The sequence below is a fragment of the Pseudomonas sp. R2-37-08W genome (assembly GCF_003851705.1).
In the GTDB taxonomy this organism is placed as follows: Bacteria; Pseudomonadota; Gammaproteobacteria; order Pseudomonadales; family Pseudomonadaceae; genus Aquipseudomonas.
The window spans coordinates 1,478,826-1,495,105 of sequence record NZ_CP027728.1; the positions used below are offsets into that span (position 1 = coordinate 1,478,826).

14 protein-coding genes and 1 pseudogene are annotated in these 16,280 nt (G+C 59.5%); 10 read left to right on the forward strand and 5 right to left on the reverse strand.

The window, feature by feature from the left end:
* The first annotated feature begins 82 nt into the window (after nucleotides 1-82).
* The gene (locus C4J93_RS06800) at nucleotides 83-1,006 is read left to right on the forward strand and encodes a hypothetical protein (protein WP_124428942.1); all 924 of its coding nucleotides are present in this window, start codon (nucleotides 83-85) and stop codon (nucleotides 1,004-1,006) included.
* Nucleotides 1,007-1,046: 40 nt separating this feature from the next.
* Complete coding sequence (locus C4J93_RS06805) at nucleotides 1,047-1,472, forward strand: cell wall hydrolase (RefSeq protein WP_124428943.1); 426 nt, start codon at nucleotides 1,047-1,049, stop codon at nucleotides 1,470-1,472.
* Nucleotides 1,473-1,524: 52 nt separating this feature from the next.
* Here the strand turns inward: C4J93_RS06805 and C4J93_RS06810 are convergent, their stop codons facing one another.
* Nucleotides 1,525-1,878, reverse strand: coding sequence for a hypothetical protein (locus C4J93_RS06810; RefSeq protein WP_124428944.1), 354 nt, complete (start codon nucleotides 1,876-1,878; stop codon nucleotides 1,525-1,527).
* A 499-nt stretch (nucleotides 1,879-2,377) separates the two neighbouring features.
* Here C4J93_RS06810 and C4J93_RS06820 point away from each other — a divergent pair, with 499 nt between their 5' ends.
* The gene (locus tag C4J93_RS06820; protein ID WP_124428945.1) at nucleotides 2,378-4,021 is read left to right on the forward strand and encodes a Na+/H+ antiporter; all 1,644 of its coding nucleotides are present in this window, start codon (nucleotides 2,378-2,380) and stop codon (nucleotides 4,019-4,021) included.
* Here C4J93_RS06820 and C4J93_RS06825 read toward each other — a convergent pair.
* The 4 genes and pseudogenes from C4J93_RS06825 to map all read right to left on the reverse strand — a co-directional run bounded on the left by C4J93_RS06825 (nucleotide 4,014) and on the right by map (nucleotide 9,778).
* Nucleotides 4,014-4,754 (reverse strand): M12 family metallopeptidase, encoded by a 741-nt coding sequence (locus C4J93_RS06825; RefSeq protein ID WP_124428946.1) that lies wholly within the window; start codon nucleotides 4,752-4,754, stop codon nucleotides 4,014-4,016. The two genes, C4J93_RS06820 and C4J93_RS06825, sit on opposite strands and share 8 nt — an antisense overlap.
* Nucleotides 4,755-4,870: 116 nt before the next feature.
* The gene (gene dapC / locus C4J93_RS06830; protein WP_124366112.1) at nucleotides 4,871-6,070 is read right to left on the reverse strand and encodes a succinyldiaminopimelate transaminase; all 1,200 of its coding nucleotides are present in this window, start codon (nucleotides 6,068-6,070) and stop codon (nucleotides 4,871-4,873) included.
* A gap of 158 nt (nucleotides 6,071-6,228) precedes the next feature.
* Nucleotides 6,229-8,930 (reverse strand): annotated as a pseudogene (locus tag C4J93_RS06835) ([protein-PII] uridylyltransferase).
* 65 nt (nucleotides 8,931-8,995) lie between these two features.
* Nucleotides 8,996-9,778, reverse strand: a complete 783-nt coding sequence (gene map / locus C4J93_RS06840; protein WP_005785707.1) for a type I methionyl aminopeptidase — start codon at nucleotides 9,776-9,778, stop codon at nucleotides 8,996-8,998.
* A 376-nt stretch (nucleotides 9,779-10,154) separates the two neighbouring features.
* Between map and rpsB the strand changes: the two genes are divergently transcribed.
* From rpsB to ispC, 7 genes are all read left to right on the forward strand, one after another.
* Nucleotides 10,155-10,892 carry a 30S ribosomal protein S2 gene (rpsB, locus tag C4J93_RS06845; RefSeq protein WP_048719953.1) on the forward strand — a complete coding sequence of 246 codons (738 nt, stop codon included), beginning with the start codon at nucleotides 10,155-10,157 and terminating at the stop codon, nucleotides 10,890-10,892.
* A gap of 203 nt (nucleotides 10,893-11,095) precedes the next feature.
* A complete protein-coding gene (gene tsf, locus C4J93_RS06850) occupies nucleotides 11,096-11,959 on the forward strand; it encodes a translation elongation factor Ts (protein WP_124361608.1) in 864 nt (287 codons plus the stop codon).
* A gap of 211 nt (nucleotides 11,960-12,170) precedes the next feature.
* Complete coding sequence (gene pyrH, locus C4J93_RS06855) at nucleotides 12,171-12,914, forward strand: UMP kinase (protein ID WP_003172271.1); 744 nt, start codon at nucleotides 12,171-12,173, stop codon at nucleotides 12,912-12,914.
* On the forward strand, nucleotides 12,911-13,468 hold the full coding sequence (gene frr, locus C4J93_RS06860; RefSeq protein WP_124428947.1) for a ribosome recycling factor: 558 nt from the start codon (nucleotides 12,911-12,913) through the stop codon (nucleotides 13,466-13,468). The genes pyrH and frr overlap by 4 nt, the downstream gene beginning before the upstream one ends.
* Nucleotides 13,469-13,485: 17 nt before the next feature.
* Nucleotides 13,486-14,241, forward strand: a complete 756-nt coding sequence (uppS, locus tag C4J93_RS06865; protein WP_057723202.1) for a polyprenyl diphosphate synthase — start codon at nucleotides 13,486-13,488, stop codon at nucleotides 14,239-14,241.
* A complete protein-coding gene (locus C4J93_RS06870) occupies nucleotides 14,242-15,048 on the forward strand; it encodes a phosphatidate cytidylyltransferase (protein WP_124428948.1) in 807 nt (268 codons plus the stop codon). It abuts the gene before it with no gap.
* A complete protein-coding gene (gene ispC / locus C4J93_RS06875; protein WP_124403305.1) occupies nucleotides 15,045-16,250 on the forward strand; it encodes a 1-deoxy-D-xylulose-5-phosphate reductoisomerase in 1,206 nt (401 codons plus the stop codon). Before C4J93_RS06870 ends, ispC begins: the two co-directional genes overlap by 4 nt.
* Nucleotides 16,251-16,280: the final 30 nt, after the last annotated feature.

Genomic DNA, 16,280 nt, shown 5'->3' on the forward strand with positions numbered 1-16,280 from the left:
AACCAATCCAACATATTTTTCCCTTGCGGCTGTCTTTGGGAAGGTAGTTGCGTAACTCATTACTCCTTTGGAGGTTGACGCAATGGCAAGACAAGAAATCAATTTAGGAACAGCGCCTACTGGTGCTGGTGGGGATACAACTCGCAGCACAGGCGTGAAGATCAACGCAATGACAACAGAGCTGTATTCCAGGACTAACAGCCTGGGAACTGCGGCAAACAAGAATTTCGGCTTGCAAGAAGGCGAGCTTCTCCCTGCTGGTACTTATAGTGGGTTTTATTCGAACAATGCCCCGGCGGTTTACCAAGCCGACAGGCCAGGTGAGCCGGGCCAGGCTGGTGCGTTTTCCCGGCTGGGCGCGGCTGGTTCATCGTCAGGATTGTCGTTCAGCACCGTTATCCGCATTCCGTATGCGCAAGGGTATGAAGCGCAGATATTCATTCCCGTGGCCCAGGGTACCGGCGCTTTGTACTTTCGCACCACGCAAGCTGGCGCGGGTGGCAGTTTTGGCCCGACGTACAGCGTGTATCACACCGGCAACACGACTCGCGGTTCAGGCGGCGCGCTTTCTGCGGCATCGCCGATCCTGCGAATTGCCAATGTCGCGCTCACTGAACGTCGGGACTTGGGCGAGCAGTCATTTGAGCCGGCCGGTGAATGGGGTGTGGCCAACGAAGAAGCCCGCGCCGTTACCGTTGAGCGCCTCGGACTGGGCGAGTACCGGGTGACGGGAAGCCTGGGCCTGGCGCTGGAAGGGTGGCGGACCCACGATCCAAGCTCCCCAGATGGTGGCCGAATGCTAGGTATCACCGATAGCCACCAGGAAGAGGATGGCACGGTCATCATCCGCCTGTTCAAGCAGCGCTGGACGCTCACCGATGACGGAGAGGTGGTGCCGGGCCGAGGCGCGCCGATAGATGTACCGCTGAATAGCTGGATCGACGTCCGGCTGCACATGCCAAGCGCCGAGCAAGGCCCGCCTGAAATGGCAGCCACAGAAGAATGACAGCCCGCCCCGAGCGGGTTTTTTTACGCCAGGAGAAGACATGAACGCATTCGAAAAAGACCGAGACATATTGGCGCGCACCCTGTGGGGAGAGGCCCGAGGCGAAGGTCTAGATGGCCAGATTGCCGTCGCCTGGACAATTCGCAATCGGGTGCTCGACGGCAAATCCAAGTCCTGGTGGGGGGAGGGGTACGCCGGCGTGTGCCTGAAACCATGGCAGTTCAGCTGCTGGAACCAGAACGACCCGAACTACGCCTACCTCAGTGGCGCCAAGCAGATCCCGGCCGGACAGTTCGCTCAGGCCCAGCGCGCAGCTGATCAGGTGATGTCAGGTGCAGTACCTGACCCGACCGGCGGCGCCACGCACTACTACGCCACCACGATGCCAAAGGCCCCGGCCTGGGCGGCGAAGGCCAAGCAGACGCTGCGCCTGGGTCATCACGTTTTCTTCAAGGATGTGCCGTGATTACTTTTGACCAAGCTATGGTCGATATCCTGCTGGGCGAGCCCGGCGTGCGTCAGGGCTGTGGATCCTTCAGCACCCTGAGCTCCGCCAGCAGTCGCTGATTCTCGCGCATGAAGTGATCTCGCTGTCCCGCTACGAGCTTAATGCTGAGCACTCCAGGCTCTGTGAGTGATCCCTTCAGGTCGGAAAGCTCTGCTGTAGCCAGGGCGAGCTGCTGCTCAGCATGGGCCTTCCCAGTCATCAGCAGGTCATTCATCTGGACCAGCCCGGCGATATTTGCCCGTGCTCTACCCAGCATGCGTTCGGTCTCAGCCAGTTCGTCCACAAGAATTGAACACTGGTGCTCGTACATTTCCAAAGGAGTAGGACAGCCAATCCAGTCGTCGGTGTACATGTCAACGTCCATAGCAAATCTCAAATACTGTATGCGTGTACAGTAATCGAGGTGTTTCGGATTTGGGAGTGGTGTTCGTCGGCAGGACGCCGGTGGCGGGATTTCGCGTTCGAGGCTGTTCCCCAAAACGCAACCGTTTGGACCAATGTTTATTGGGTTTAGAAGAGTCGCAAAAGTTGGTGTTTTTGGAAGGTGTTTTTAGGGTCAAGGCCTTGATATTAAAGGCCTTGAGCATTTCTTATGCGGCATCCCAGGCTTTGATGCCGAAAAGGTGCAAGGTTTTGCTTGAAGCGGTCAAGGAATTGCCCCCTTTGGACGAATGAAAAATGAAAGATCGCGGATTATGCCACGCCCAGCGCGTTTCGGCGCCGTTCGTCAGCGCTGTGCGACGTTTGTGCAAAAGGCAGTGCGCCGCATAGCCGGTTACCATAGCCGGGTAATATGGCACTTCAACGGCCAGTTGTTGCCTCATGTGTGTCGTTGCAAGTCGATTGTCTGGGAAACCCGCGTTATGCAAACCGCCTACACCGTTCTTATCCTGCTGATGCTGGTCAGCGTGTCGCGTCTGGTCGGGCGCATCATTCCCCTGCCGCTACCGCTGGTACAGATTGCCGCCGGGGCCCTGCTGGCCTGGCCCACGCTGGGGCTGCATGTGGCGCTGGACCCGGAACTGTTCCTGTTTCTGTTCTTGCCGCCGCTGCTGTTTTCCGATGGCTGGCGCATGCCCAAGCGTGAGCTGTGGCGCCTGCGCGGGCCGATCCTGACCTTGGCCGTGGGGCTGGTGCTGTTTACGGTGGTCGGCGCGGGGTACTTCATTCACTGGATTCTGCCGACGATTCCGTTGCCGGTAGCCTTTGCCTTGGCGGCCGTGTTGTCGCCGACGGATGCCGTGGCGGTATCGGCCATTGCCCAGAACCGCCTGCCCACGCCCTTGATGCACATGCTCCAGGGTGAGGCCTTGATGAATGATGCGTCGGGCCTGGTGACCTTCAAGTTTGCCCTGGCGGCCGCGTTGACCGGGGTGTTTTCCCTGGCCGATGCCAGCCTGACCTTTGTCTTGGTCGCAGTGGGTGGGCTGGCGGTCGGTGTGGCGTTGAGCTGGCTGGTCGGTCGCCTGCGCGCCTGGATGATTGCACGGGGTTGGGATGACCCGGCCACCCACGTTGTGTTCATGTTGCTGCTGCCGTTCGCGGCCTACGTGCTGGCGGAGCGCTTGGGCGCGTCGGGCATTTTGTCGGCCGTGGCGGCGGGCATGATGCAGAGCTGGCTGGACCTGCTGCCGCGTCAAACCAGTACACGCCTGCTCAATCGCAGTGTCTGGTCGCTGCTGGAGTTTGCCTTCAACGGCCTGATCTTTCTGCTGTTGGGCCTGCAACTGCCGGACATCATCAAGGCAGTGGTGAGTCATGAGCCGACGTTGTGGCCGGCCTTGATGTACCGCTGCCTGGACGTGGTTGCGGTCTTCGTGGTGCTGGTGGTGTTGCGCTTTATCTGGGTACAAAGCATTTGGCGGCTGTCAGGCTTGCTGCGTCGTGTGCGTGGGAAAAGCGAGCTGACCCTGGTACCCACGGCGCGATCCTGTTGGCTGCTGACGGTGGGCGGCGTACGCGGTGCGGTGACACTGGCGGGCGTGATGTCGGTGCCATTGCTGCTGGCGCCGGGCCAGGCTTTTCCGGAGCGCGACCTGCTGATCTTTATCGCGGCCGGCGTCATCCTGTTGTCGCTGGTCGCCGCCTGTATCGCGCTGCCGTTGCTGCTTCGTGGGATCGAAAAGAGCCCCGATGAAAAGCGTCACCGGGAGGTTCGCGAGGCCTGGAAAAAAACCGCCGTGGCAGCGATCCATGCGCTGGAGGCTGAAGAACCTGATGAAACCGCAGTGTCGGATGCGGCTCAAGCGGCATTGGCCACTGAGCTCAAGGCGCGATTGATGTCGGAATATCGCCACCAGCTTGAGGTATTCAACGATTCCGCCGAAGCCCAGGCCCTGGCGCTGCAGATGGACCAGCTGGAACGCAAGCTGCGGCTCAAGGGGCTGCGCGCGCAGCGGCTGGAGTTGTACCGTTTGAGTCGGCAACATCAAATTGGCGATGATGTATTGCGCGAAGTTCTGGCGGATCTGGATATGAGTGAAGCGAACTTGGGCAGTGTCAAGTAGTTTGGGCATTGATCATTGCGCGGATGCCGGTACCGAGCAGTTTGCCGAGCAGTGTTTTATCTTCAGGGTACAGTGACTGCACAAAGCTTTTATCGCCTTCAGACAGTTTGAAGTTGCGAGGGATGGGATTTCCGCTATTCAGGTGTGAGGCGCGAATCCCATAGTGCATGATGGATTTGTCATCATAGTTTGAAGTCTTTACCTCTTTGCGCGAGAAGGGGCGGAGGATATCGTTCTTGGCCTTATAGGAGGGTTCTCCTCTCGATGCATATTCGTCATAGACGTTCTGCCTGTTCAGGTCCAATGTCCGATCGGGGTGCTGATGCTCATGTTTGAGGCCGATGGCGTGGCCGAATTCATGCTGGATCGTTGCGGCGACGCTGCTTGGCGAGACTGTGAAGTTAATGCCCATGGTCGGTTCGGATAAAGGCACCTTCTTTGCGTCGGTGCCCACGTTTGACCATCCCGCTCTCGTGCCAGCGTCCGCAGTGATGCGGATATCGCCATTGGGGCTGTTGGTGAACTTGAAGTAAAGATTGGTATGCGGCGCCCATGCGTTGATGTTGTGCTTTACCAACGCTTTTTGTTCTGGGGTCATGTTCAGCAGGGAGATAGTCAGCACCGAATGCTGAGGCCAGAGCTTGTCGGGCATGGCGACGCCGCGCTTACTTCTATTGAGCGGCGCGGTGACGCAATGAGCAGAAGGCGAAGTGGGCGAGATCGTGAGCGTCATGGGGGTTCACCTAAGTGTTTATATGAACTTAGGTGTAAGGTTTGCGTGTTTCTGTTTCCTCGCAATAGTTGCAAGAAACAACGCTGGAAGCCGCCCCGTTGGGAGCGGCTTGCGTCTCAACCGCGGCGCTGGATGAAATCGCGAATCCGCCCAGCCGCTTCGACACATTCGGCCAGCGGTGCAACCAATGCCAGGCGTACACGCCCGGCGCCTGGGTTGAAGCCATCCACTTCGCGGGACAGGTAAGAGCCCGGCACCACCGTCACATGTTCCTCCACGAACAAATCACGGCAGAAAGCAGCATCGTCCCCGTTCACATTCGGCCACAAATAAAAGCCGCCGTCCGGGCTTTGCACATCCAGCACCGGTTTGAGGATCGCCAGCACTGCGTCGAACTTCTCGCGATACAGGTCACGGTTGGCCTGTACGTGCGCTTCGTCCTGCCAGGCGGCGATGCTGGCCAGCTGGGTTTGCACCGGCATTGCGCAGCCGTGATAGGTGCGATACAGCAGGAAAGCCTTGAGAATCTCAGCATCGCCAGCGACAAAGCCCGAACGCAGGCCCGGCAGGTTGGAGCGCTTGGACAGGCTGTGGAACACCACGCAACGCTTGAAGTCCTGGCGACCCAGTTCGACACAGGCGCTCAGCAGGCCTGGCGGCGGGGTTTGCTCATCGAAGTACAGCTCGCTGTAGCACTCGTCGGCGGCGATCACGAAATCGTGCTCATCGGCCAGGGCGATCAGCTTTTTCAGGGTGTCCACCGGAATCAGCGCGCCGGTCGGGTTGCCCGGAGAGCACAGGAACAGGATCTGGCAACGTTTCCAGATGTCTGGCGACACGGCATCGAAGTCCGGGTTGAAACCATTGGTATCCAGGCACGCCAGGTAATGCGGCTTGGCACCGGCGAGGAACGCGGCGCCTTCGTAGATCTGGTAGAACGGGTTTGGGCTCACCACCAGCGCGTCGTCACCGCGATTGACCACGGTCTGGGTAAAGGCGAACAGTGCCTCGCGTGTGCCGTTGACCGGCAGGATATTGCGCGCCGGGTCCAGCCAGCCTGCAGGTACGTTGAAGCGGCGCTCGCACCAGGCGCCAATGGCCTCGCGTAATGCGGGGATGCCCAGTGTGGTCGGGTACACCGCCATCTGGTCCAGGTTGTTGCTCAGCGCCTCAGCCACGAAACTCGGTGATTTGTGCTTGGGCTCGCCAATCGATAGGGCAATCGGGCGTTTGTCCGGGTTGGGGGTGACACTGCCGAGCAGGGCGCGCAGTTTCTCGAATGGGTAAGGCTGCAGCTGGTTCAGGGCGTTGTTCATCGCAAGTCTCGTCAATTCAGTTGTCGGCACGCGGTCTGGTTGCCGGCGAAAATTCAATAGTAGGAGGGGGCTTGCTCCCGATTGCGTTGTGTCAGTCAGCTGATCTTATCTGATCCACTGCTATCGGGAGCAAGCCCCCTCCCACATACGCCGGCGTTTCAAATCGTCAGGCGCGTCAGCGCGACGCCAGGTTCCTGGGTCACGCTCAATTGCTCCACGATCGCATCCTGCAAACGGCGGCACAGCTCAGGGTCGGACAGCGGCTGGTTATCGGCGTCGGTGATGAAGAACACGTCTTCCACGCGCTCGCCGAGGGTCGCAATCTTGGCGTTCTGCAGCGACAGGTCGAACTCCAGGAAAATCCCGCCGATGCGTGCCAGCAGGCCTGGCCGATCCGGCGCGCTCAGCTCCAGTACGGTTACCGGGCGCTGGGCGTCGTTGGAGATCGTCACTTGCGGCGCAAAGGCAAAGTGCTTGAGCTGGCGCGGTACCCGGCGCTGGATGATGGTCGGGTAATCATCCGGGTTGCGCAGGGCTTCGGTCAGGCCTTCGCGGATCTTCTTCACACGCACCGGATTGTCGCCAATCGAGTCGCCTTCGGTGTCGAGCACAATGTAGGTGTCGAGGGTGAACTGGCTGCTGGAGGTGATCACCCGGGCGTCATGAATGTTCAGGTTGAGCTGGTCCATAGCCGCCACGGTCACGGCGAAGAAGTCATGTTGGTCCGGCGCGTAGATGAAGATCTGCGTGCCGCCTTCGAATTCGCGCTGGGTGGTTTCCTTGATCAGGACCAGAGGGCCGCCATCGGCCGGCTGTTGAAGGATGGCGTCGGTGTGCCAGGCGACATCGCCGGCGGTGTGGCGCAGGAAATAATCGTCACCCAGTTGCGACCACAGTTGTTCGACATCGTCCGGGTCGTTGCCGCCGCGCACCAGGATATCCAGGGCCGCGCTTTGGGTGCGGCGAATCTGCTCTTCGCGGTCTACCGGGTTTTCCAGGCCGCGGCGCAGGGCGCGCTTGGTCTCGGTGTACAACTGGCGCAACAGGCTGGCGCGCCAGGAGTTCCATAACGTCGGGTTGGTGGCGTTGATGTCGGAGACGGTCAGCACGTAGAGGTAGTCGAGGCGGGTCTCATCGCCGACGATCTGCGCGAAGTCGTGGATCACTTGCGGGTCGGACAAGTCCTTGCGCTGGGCGGTGGTCGACATCACCAGGTGGTTCTGCACCAGCCAGACGATCAGGCGGCTGTCCCACAACGGCAATTGGTGGCGTTGGCAGAACGCTTCGGCATCCACCGCGCCGATCTCCGAGTGATCGCCATGCCGGCCCTTGCCGATGTCGTGGTACAGGCCGGCCAGGTAAATTAATTCCGGCTTGGGCAGCTTGGCCATGAGCTTGCTGGCCAGTGGGAATTTCTCTGACACCTGGGTGTACTGCAACTTACGCAAGTGCTTGATCAGGTTCAGGGTGTGGGCGTCCACGGTATAGATGTGGAACAGGTCGTGCTGCATCTGCCCGACGATAAAGCCGAACTCCGGCAGGTAGCGCCCGAGGATGCCGTAGCGGTTCATGCGCCGCAGGTTGCGGTGGATGCCGATCTTGCACTTGAACAGTTCGATAAACAGGCTGGTGTTGCGGATGTCATGACGAAACTCATCGTCGATCAGATGACGGTTTTCCCGCAGCAGGCGAATGGTATCGGCGCGCACGCCTTTGATTTCCGGCTGCTGGGCCATCAGCACGAAGATTTCCAGCATGGCGAACGGCGTGCGGCGGAATACGTTGTCGTTGCGCGCCTCGATGTAACCGTCGTGCAGCTGGAAGCGCGAATTGATCGGTTGCGGCGGCGCTTCGTCTTCGGGGCCAGGATCACTTCTTCGAAGTGCTGGATGATCAGGTCGCTGAGCTGGGCAATGCTCATCACCACGCGGTAATACTGCTGCATGAAGCTTTCGATGCTGGTCTTGGCGTCTTCGCCTTCAAAACCCAGCAGGGTCGCGATGGAGCGCTGGTGGTCGAACAGCAGGCGGTCTTCCGAGCGCCCGGCAAGCATGTGCAGGGCGTAGCGTACTTTCCACAGGAACTCTTGGGACGAGGCCAGCAGCGCGTTTTCGCTCTCCACCAGAAAGCCCTCGCCGGCCAAGGCGCGCAGGTTCAGGGTGCCGTACTGGCGACGGGCCACCCACAAGATCGTCTGGATATCGCGCAGCCCGCCCGGCGAGCCTTTGACGTTGGGTTCCAGGTTGTATTCGGTGTCGTTGTATTTGTGGTGCCGCGCCTTTTGCTCGGCACGCTTGGCCAGGAAGAAATCCTTGCTCGGCCACATGTGTGCGGTGTTGGTGACTTCAAGCATGCGTTGGCGCAGGCGCTCGGGGCCGGCGATGGTGCGGCTTTCCATCAGGTTGGTGATGACGGTCAGGTCGGCGCGGGCCTCTTCGGCGCATTCGTCCACCGAGCGTACGCTCTGGCCGACTTCCAGGCCGATGTCCCACAGCAGCGTCAGAAACCGCTCGATGGAATCGCGAAAAATCTCATGGTCGGCGCTGTCCAGCAAAATCAGCAGGTCGATGTCGGAGTAGGGGTGCAGCTCACCACGACCGTAGCCGCCGACCGCCACCAGGGCGATATCCGCCTCGCTGCTCCAGCTGAACTGTTCCCAGGCTTTTTGCAGGATATTGTCGACGAACCAGGCGCGGTCCTCGATCAGCCGGCGTATGTCGCGGCCGCTGCGAAAGCGCCCATCGAGCACCTCGCGGGCCTGGCGGATCGCCTTCTTGAACGCGGCGATAGGGCTTGCCTTCAGCGCCAGTTCGGCCTGGAACTGGCCACGGTCGAAGAGTTCGGGATCCACCTGGGGCATCGATCGGCTTTCCTTTCTATCTGTCAGTCATTCACAACACGCTGTGGGAAAACCTGGGCAAGCTATCAGGCCGAAACGCGTGGGATTGTGTCATCGGCGCGCAGGGTGAAAATCTCGTAGCCGGTTTCGGTGACCAGCAGGGTGTGCTCCCACTGGGCCGAGAGTTTGCGGTCCTTGGTGATGGCGGTCCAGCCGTCGCCCAGCACCTTGGTGTCGGCCTTGCCCTGGTTGATCATCGGCTCGATGGTGAAGGTCATGCCGGCCTTGAGTTCCATGCCGGTGCCGGCGCGGCCGTAATGCAGGATCTGCGGCTCTTCATGGAATACGGTGCCGATGCCATGGCCGCAGAACTCGCGCACCACCGAGAAGCCGTTCTTTTCGGCGTGCTTCTGGATCACTTCACCGATATCGCCCAGGCGGCAGCCTGGCTTGACGATCTCGATGGCCTTGTACATGCATTCCTGGGTCACCTGGGACAGGCGCTCGGCCCAGACCGGCACGTTGCCGACGTGGAACATGCGACTGGTGTCGCCGAAGTAGCGGTCCTTGATCACGGTGACGTCGATGTTCAGGGTGTCGCCGTCCTTCAACGGCTTGTCACCCGGGATCCCGTGGCACACCACGTGGTTGACCGAGGTGCAGATCGACTTGGGAAAGCCTTTGTAGTTCAGTGGGGCCGGGATGGCCTTTTGCACATTGACGATATAGTCATGGCAGATCTGGTTCAGTTCTTCGGTGGTGACGCCGGGCTTGACGTGTTCGGCGATCATTTCCAGCACGTCGGCGGCCAGTTTGCCGGCGATGCGCATGCCGGCGATGTCTTCGGCGGTTTTCAAACTAACGGTCATACAGGCTCTCTCTAGCGCGACGCGCTGAAATCAATACGGTTCACGGGCGTGCGACACTTCGCACACGCCACAAAAAAACGCGATTCTAACAGACGCGGGCGACAAACCATGAGCCCCTGACGATCGCTTCTCTCTATAGAGTGGGGGTGTATCGGCGCCATTCAAAGGGTTGGCGCAAGGAAGCTTGCGGCAAATGTGATTGCGGGTTCCGTTTTCGCCCTTGCTGTGGTATAAAATGCGCCGCTTTCCGGGGATGCCCCGCAGAGCTTAAATCCACACACGTGTCGACACGATGACCTGGGTGCCGGAGGCCTTGAAGCCGCTGGTTGGTCATTGGGATACGTGGAGGCCAAACCCGACTTATTAAGGAACTATCATGTCCCAAGTCAACATGCGCGATATGCTGAAGGCCGGTGTGCACTTCGGTCACCAGACCCGTTACTGGAACCCGAAAATGGGCAAATACATTTTCGGCGCGCGTAACAAGATCCACATTATCAACCTTGAAAAAACCCTGCCAATGTTCAACGAAGCTTTGACTTTCGTAGAGCGCCTGGCCCAGGGCAAAAACAAGATCCTGTTCGTCGGCACCAAGCGTTCCGCTGGCAAGATCGTTGCTGAAGAAGCAGCACGTTGCGGTTCGCCGTACGTCGATCACCGCTGGTTGGGCGGCATGCTGACCAACTTCAAAACCATCCGTGCTTCCATCAAGCGTCTGCGTGACCTTGAAGTGCAAGCCGAAGACGGTACTTTCGCCAAGCTGACCAAGAAAGAGGCGCTGATGCGCACTCGCGACCTGGAAAAGCTCGATCGTTCCCTGGGTGGTATCAAGGACATGGGCGGTCTGCCTGACGCACTGTTCGTTATCGACGTTGATCACGAGCGCATCGCGATCACCGAAGCCAACAAGCTGGGCATCCCTGTTATCGGCGTAGTCGATACCAACAGCAGCCCGGATGGCGTTGACTACATCATCCCAGGCAACGATGACGCAATCCGCGCTATCCAGCTGTACATGGGTTCGATGGCTGACGCTGTAATCCGTGGTCGCAACCACGTTGCTGGTGGTACCGAGCAGTTCGTTGAAGAAGCTCCGGTAGCCGCAGCTGAGTAATTGACGCCCTGGCGTTGACTCAGTAAGCAAAAAGGGGGCTTGGCCCCCTTTTTGCCACCTCGAAAACCATTTGTTGGCGCCCACTTGTGGCGGCGCATCGTTGCTCTGTAACGTGCAGCAGCCTACAACGGATATTCGGGAAGAATTGATCCCCCGTTCGATCGGGTGGAATGGTTGAAAACCTATCCAAGAGGAATTTGAAAATGGCAGCAATTACTGCAGCGTTGGTTAAAGAACTGCGTGAGCGTACCGGCGAAGGCATGATGGATTGCAAGAAGGCCCTGGAAAAGGCCGACGGCGACATCGAAAAAGCCATTGACGACATGCGTGCTTCCGGCGCCATCAAGGCCGCCAAGAAAGCAGGCAACGTGGCTGCTGAAGGCGCTATCGCTCTGAAAGAAGACGGCAAGTCCGCGGTACTGCTGGAAGTGAACTCGCAGACCGACTTCCTGGCTCTGCAGGACGACTTCAAGGCATTTGTTGCCGCCAGCGTTGAAAAAGCGTTCGCCGACAAACTGACTGACGCCGCTCCGCTGATCGAAGCTCAAGAAGCGGATCGCCTGGTACTGGTCGGCAAGGTTGGCGAAAACGTCAACATCCGTCGCCTGGTGCGCGTTGAAGGTGACGTGGTAGGTGGTTACCTGCACGGCAACAAGATCGGTGTTGCAGTTGTCCTGAAAGGCGGCAACGTTGAGCTGGCCAAAGACATCGCTATGCACGTAGCGGCCAGCAACCCTGAGTTCCTGTTGCCTTCGGAAGTTTCTGCCGAAGCGATCGAGCGTGAAAAAGCTGTGTTCCTGCAGCTGAACGAAGAAAAAATCAAAGGCAAGCCAGAAAACATTGTTGAGAACATGGTCAAAGGCCGTATCAGCAAGTTCCTGGCTGAAGCAAGCCTGGTTGAGCAGGCGTTCGTCAAGAACCCTGAAATCAAGGTTGGCGAACTGGCCAAGAAAGCCGGTGCTGAAATCGTTTCCTTCACCTACTTCAAAGTAGGCGACGGTATCGAGAAGCCGGTCGACAACTTCGCCGAAGAAGTTGCTGCCCAGCTGGCTGCCGCCAAGCAATAAGACAGTTTTCAACTGTCGCCCGAAAGAGGCTGCCCGCTCACGCGCGCAGCCTCTTTTCAAATGGGAAGGCGAATTTATTTGGCTTCCCCTCGGAACTGGCTTACAAAGCCGTGTTCCGATGGCGCTGTGATGGCGTCCAGCTAGAGTGAACGCAAGCCGTAAACGGCTCGCCAAGAATTTTTTAAAAAATACGCCGCAGGAGAGATTCGCAATGGCTCAGCAGGGCAGTGGTTATCAGGCTCGCTATAAACGCATTCTACTCAAGCTCAGCGGCGAGGCCCTGATGGGCTCGGAAGAGTTCGGGATCGACCCCAAGGTGCTTGACCGCATGGCGCTCGAAGTCGGCCAACTGGTCGGTATCGGTGTTCAGGTGGGCCTGGTGATCGGTGGTGGCAACTTGTTCCGCGGCGCGGCACTGAGTGCTGCCGGCATGGATCGGGTCACTGGCGACCACATGGGCATGCTGGCCACTGTGATGAACGCCCTGGCCATGCGTGACGCCCTGGAGCGTGCCAATATCTCGGCCATCGTGATGTCGGCTATTTCCATGGTCGGTGTGACCGATCACTACGATCGCCGCAAAGCCATGCGCCACCTGAACGCCAAGGAAGTGGTGATCTTTGCCGCGGGCACCGGTAACCCGTTCTTCACCACCGATTCGGCCGCATGCCTGCGTGCTATCGAAATCGACGCCGACGTGGTGTTGAAGGCGACCAAGGTGGATGGCGTATACACTGCAGATCCATTCAAAGACCCGCATGCCGAGAAGTTCGATCATCTGACCTACGATGAAGTGCTGGATCGCAAGCTGGGTGTGATGGACCTGACGGCTATCTGCCTGTGCCGCGACCACAAGATGCCGCTGCGCGTATTTAACATGAACAAGCCCGGCGCCCTGCTGAATATCGTACACGGCGGCGCAGAAGGGACTCTGATCGAGGAAGGCCAACAATGATCAACGAAATCAAGAAAGACGCCCAAGCGCGTATGCAGAAATCCCTGGAGTCTCTGAGCCACGCATTCGGCCAGATTCGTACCGGCAAGGCGCACCCGAGCATCCTGGGCAGCGTGATGGTGCCCTACTACGGCTCGGACACCTCCATTACTCAGGTGGCCAACATCACCGTAAAAGACTCGCGCACCCTGCAGGTCGTGGCCTTCGAGCGCAACATGCTCGGGGCGGTCGACAAAGCTATCCAGAGTGCCGGCTTGAACCTCAACCCGACCAACCTGGGCGAGTTGTTGTTGATTTCCATGCCTGCCCTGACCGAAGAAACCCGCAAGGGCTTCACCAAGCAGGCGCGCAGCGCGGCAGAAGATGCACGGGTTGCCGTGCGCAACATCCGTCGCGATGCCTTGGGTGACCTGAAGAAGCTGGTCAAGGACAAGGAAATCAGCGAAGACGAAGAGCGCCGTGCCGTTGCCGATATCGATAAGCTGACCAAGGATGCGGAGGCCCAGATCACCAAGGCCACCGAAGAAAAAGAAAAGGACCTGATGGCCGTATAAGGGGTCAGGACGCCTTCATGGAAAAGACCAAGCAGACTGTGCCCTCTGTGGTGCCGCGCCATGTCGCGATCATCATGGATGGGAATAATCGCTGGGCGAAAAAACGCTTTATGCCCGGTGTTGCCGGGCATAAAGCGGGTGTCGATGCGGTGCGCGCTGTCATCGAAGTATGCGCCGAGGCCAAGGTCGAAGTGCTGACGCTGTTTGCCTTTTCCAGCGAGAACTGGCAGCGGCCCGCCGAAGAAGTGAGTGCCTTGATGGACCTGTTCTTCAAGGCGCTGCGGCGCGAGGCCAAGCGCCTCAATGACAACGGCATCAGCCTGCGCATCATTGGTGACCGTTCCCGGTTCCATCCGGAGCTGCAGGCAGCCATGCGTGAAGCCGAGGCTATCACGGCCGGCAGCAACCGTTTCGTGCTGCAAATCGCGGCCAACTACGGCGGCCAATGGGATATCGCCCAGGCTGCGCAGCGACTGGCCCGCGAAGTGCAGGCCGGTCATCTGCGGCCCGACGACATCACGCCCGAACTGTTGCAAACCTGCCTGGTGACCGGCGACCTGCCGTTGCCGGACTTGTGCATCCGTACCGGTGGTGAGCACCGCATCAGCAATTTCCTGCTGTGGCAGCTAGCCTATACCGAGTTGTATTTCTCCGACCTGTTCTGGCCGGACTTCAAACACGATGCCATGCGCAATGCGCTGGCCGATTTCGCTTCCCGTCAGCGTCGCTTCGGTAAAACGAGCGAGCAGATCGAAGCTGGAGCCCGGGTTTAAATGCTTAAACAACGAATCATCACAGCACTGATCCTGCTGCCGATTGCCTTGTGTGGTTTTTTCCTGCTCGAGGGTTCCGGCTTTGCACTGTTCATCGGCCTGGTGGTAACCCTCGGCGCATGGGAATGGGCGCGTCTGGCGGGCTTCAGCGCCCAATTGCCACGCGTGGCGTACGCCGCGATCGTCGCGCTGTTGCTGTTCCTGATGTACATCCTGCCCGATATCGCGCCCTGGGTGCTCGGGGCGTCGGTACTGTGGTGGGCAGTGGCGACGTTCCTGGTGCTGACCTATCCGCGCACCAGCGGTCAATGGTCCAGTGTGGCCTGCAAGTTGGTAATTGGCTTGCTGATCCTGCTGCCGGCCTGGCAGGGTTTGGTGGAAATCAAGCGTTTCCCGAATGGCAACGAATTGATCCTGGCGGTCATGGTACTGGTCTGGGGCGCTGACATTGGTGCCTACTTTTCAGGCCGTGCCTTCGGCAAGCGCAAGCTGGCGCCGGCCGTCAGCCCAGGCAAGAGCTGGGAAGGCGTATACGGCGGGCTGGCCTTGACGCTGCTGATTGCGCTGGCGGTCGGTGTGTGGCGCGACTGGTCGGTAAAAGAGATTTTCCTGGCTCTGTTGGGGACTGCGGTCGTGGTATTCATTTCGGTGGTGGGCGACCTCACCGAGAGCATGTTCAAGCGCCAGGCCGGGATCAAGGACAGCAGCAACCTGCTGCCAGGTCACGGTGGTGTGCTGGACCGTATCGACAGCCTTACCGCCGCGTTGCCGATCTTTGCCGTGTTGCTGTGGATGATCGCTTCGTGAGCCGTTTGCAGCAGGTCACCGTGCTTGGAGCGACGGGCTCGGTCGGGCTAAGCAGTCTGGATGTCATCGCCCGTCACCCCGATCGTTACCAGGTTTTCGCCCTGACCGGCTTTACGCGCATGAATGAACTGCTGGCGTTATGCGTGCGTCATTCGCCGCGCTTTGCCGTGGTGCCGCAGGCCGCTGCCGCGCGAAGCCTGCAGGATGATCTGCGGGCTGCCGGCCTTGCCACCCAGGTGCTGGTGGGCGAGGAGGGGCTGTGCCAGGTGTCCGCGGACGCCGAAGTGGATACGGTCGTGGCAGCTATTGTCGGTGCGGCGGGTTTGCGCCCGACACTGGCTGCCGTCGATGCGGGCAAGAAAATCCTGCTGGCCAATAAAGAAGCCCTGGTCATGTCCGGCGCGCTCTTTATGCAGGCCGTGCGCAGGAGCGGGGCGGTCCTGTTGCCCCTGGACAGCGAGCACAACGCGATCTTCCAGTGCATGCCCGCTGATTTTGCCCGCGGCCTGGGCCAGGTCGGCGTGCGCCGGATTTTGCTGACGGCGTCCGGTGGTCCCTTCCGGCAGACTCCGGTGGATGAGCTGGAGCATGTGTCCCCCGACCAGGCGTGCGCGCACCCGAATTGGTCCATGGGGCGCAAAATCTCCGTGGACTCGGCAAGCATGATGAACAAAGGGCTGGAGCTGATCGAGGCGTGCTGGTTGTTTGATGCGCGGCCTGATCAGGTGGAGGTGGTGATTCACCCGCAAAGTGTGATTCATTCCCTGGTGGATTATGTGGACGGCTCGGTACTGGCGCAATTGGGCAACCCGGATATGCGCACGCCGATCGCCAATGCCCTGGCTTGGCCGGAGCGGATTGATTCCGGTGTGGCGCCATTGGACCTGTTTGCCATCGCGCGCCTGGATTTCCAGGCGCCGGACGAACAGCGCTTCCCGTGCCTGCGTCTGGCCCGGCAAGCAGCAGAGGCGGGCAACAGTGCGCCAGCCATGCTCAATGCAGCCAATGAAGTGGCCGTGGCGGCGTTTCTCGAACGGCGCATCCGCTTTCCGCAGATCGCGAGTATCATCGAGGACGTTCTGGATTCTGAGCCGGTTGTGGCTGTGGATGACCTGGGGGCCGTGTTCGAGGCCGATACAAAGGCTCGGGCCCTGGCCGAGCAATGGCTGGGCCGCAACGCGCGTCAGGCTGTAGGCGGGTAAGCGCCTTCAGGCATTGGATTGAAATGCGGA

Bases quoted from the DNA above. Each gene is read 5' to 3' on its own strand.
- dapC (WP_124366112.1), bottom strand. From the start codon at position 6,070: ATGAACAACGCCCTGAACCAGCTGCAGCCTTACCCATTCGAGAAACTG.
- C4J93_RS06820 (WP_124428945.1), top strand. From the start codon at position 2,378: ATGCAAACCGCCTACACCGTTCTTATCCTGCTGATGCTGGTCAGCGTG.
- C4J93_RS06825 (WP_124428946.1), bottom strand. From the start codon at position 4,754: ATGACGCTCACGATCTCGCCCACTTCGCCTTCTGCTCATTGCGTCACC.
- frr (WP_124428947.1), top strand. From the start codon at position 12,911: ATGATCAACGAAATCAAGAAAGACGCCCAAGCGCGTATGCAGAAATCC.
- pyrH (WP_003172271.1), top strand. From the start codon at position 12,171: ATGGCTCAGCAGGGCAGTGGTTATCAGGCTCGCTATAAACGCATTCTA.
- map (WP_005785707.1), bottom strand. From the start codon at position 9,778: ATGACCGTTAGTTTGAAAACCGCCGAAGACATCGCCGGCATGCGCATC.
- uppS (WP_057723202.1), top strand. From the start codon at position 13,486: ATGGAAAAGACCAAGCAGACTGTGCCCTCTGTGGTGCCGCGCCATGTC.
- C4J93_RS06810 (WP_124428944.1), bottom strand. From the start codon at position 1,878: ATGGACGTTGACATGTACACCGACGACTGGATTGGCTGTCCTACTCCT.
- C4J93_RS06800 (WP_124428942.1), top strand. From the start codon at position 83: ATGGCAAGACAAGAAATCAATTTAGGAACAGCGCCTACTGGTGCTGGT.
- C4J93_RS06870 (WP_124428948.1), top strand. From the start codon at position 14,242: ATGCTTAAACAACGAATCATCACAGCACTGATCCTGCTGCCGATTGCC.
- tsf (WP_124361608.1), top strand. From the start codon at position 11,096: ATGGCAGCAATTACTGCAGCGTTGGTTAAAGAACTGCGTGAGCGTACC.
- C4J93_RS06805 (WP_124428943.1), top strand. From the start codon at position 1,047: ATGAACGCATTCGAAAAAGACCGAGACATATTGGCGCGCACCCTGTGG.
- rpsB (WP_048719953.1), top strand. From the start codon at position 10,155: ATGTCCCAAGTCAACATGCGCGATATGCTGAAGGCCGGTGTGCACTTC.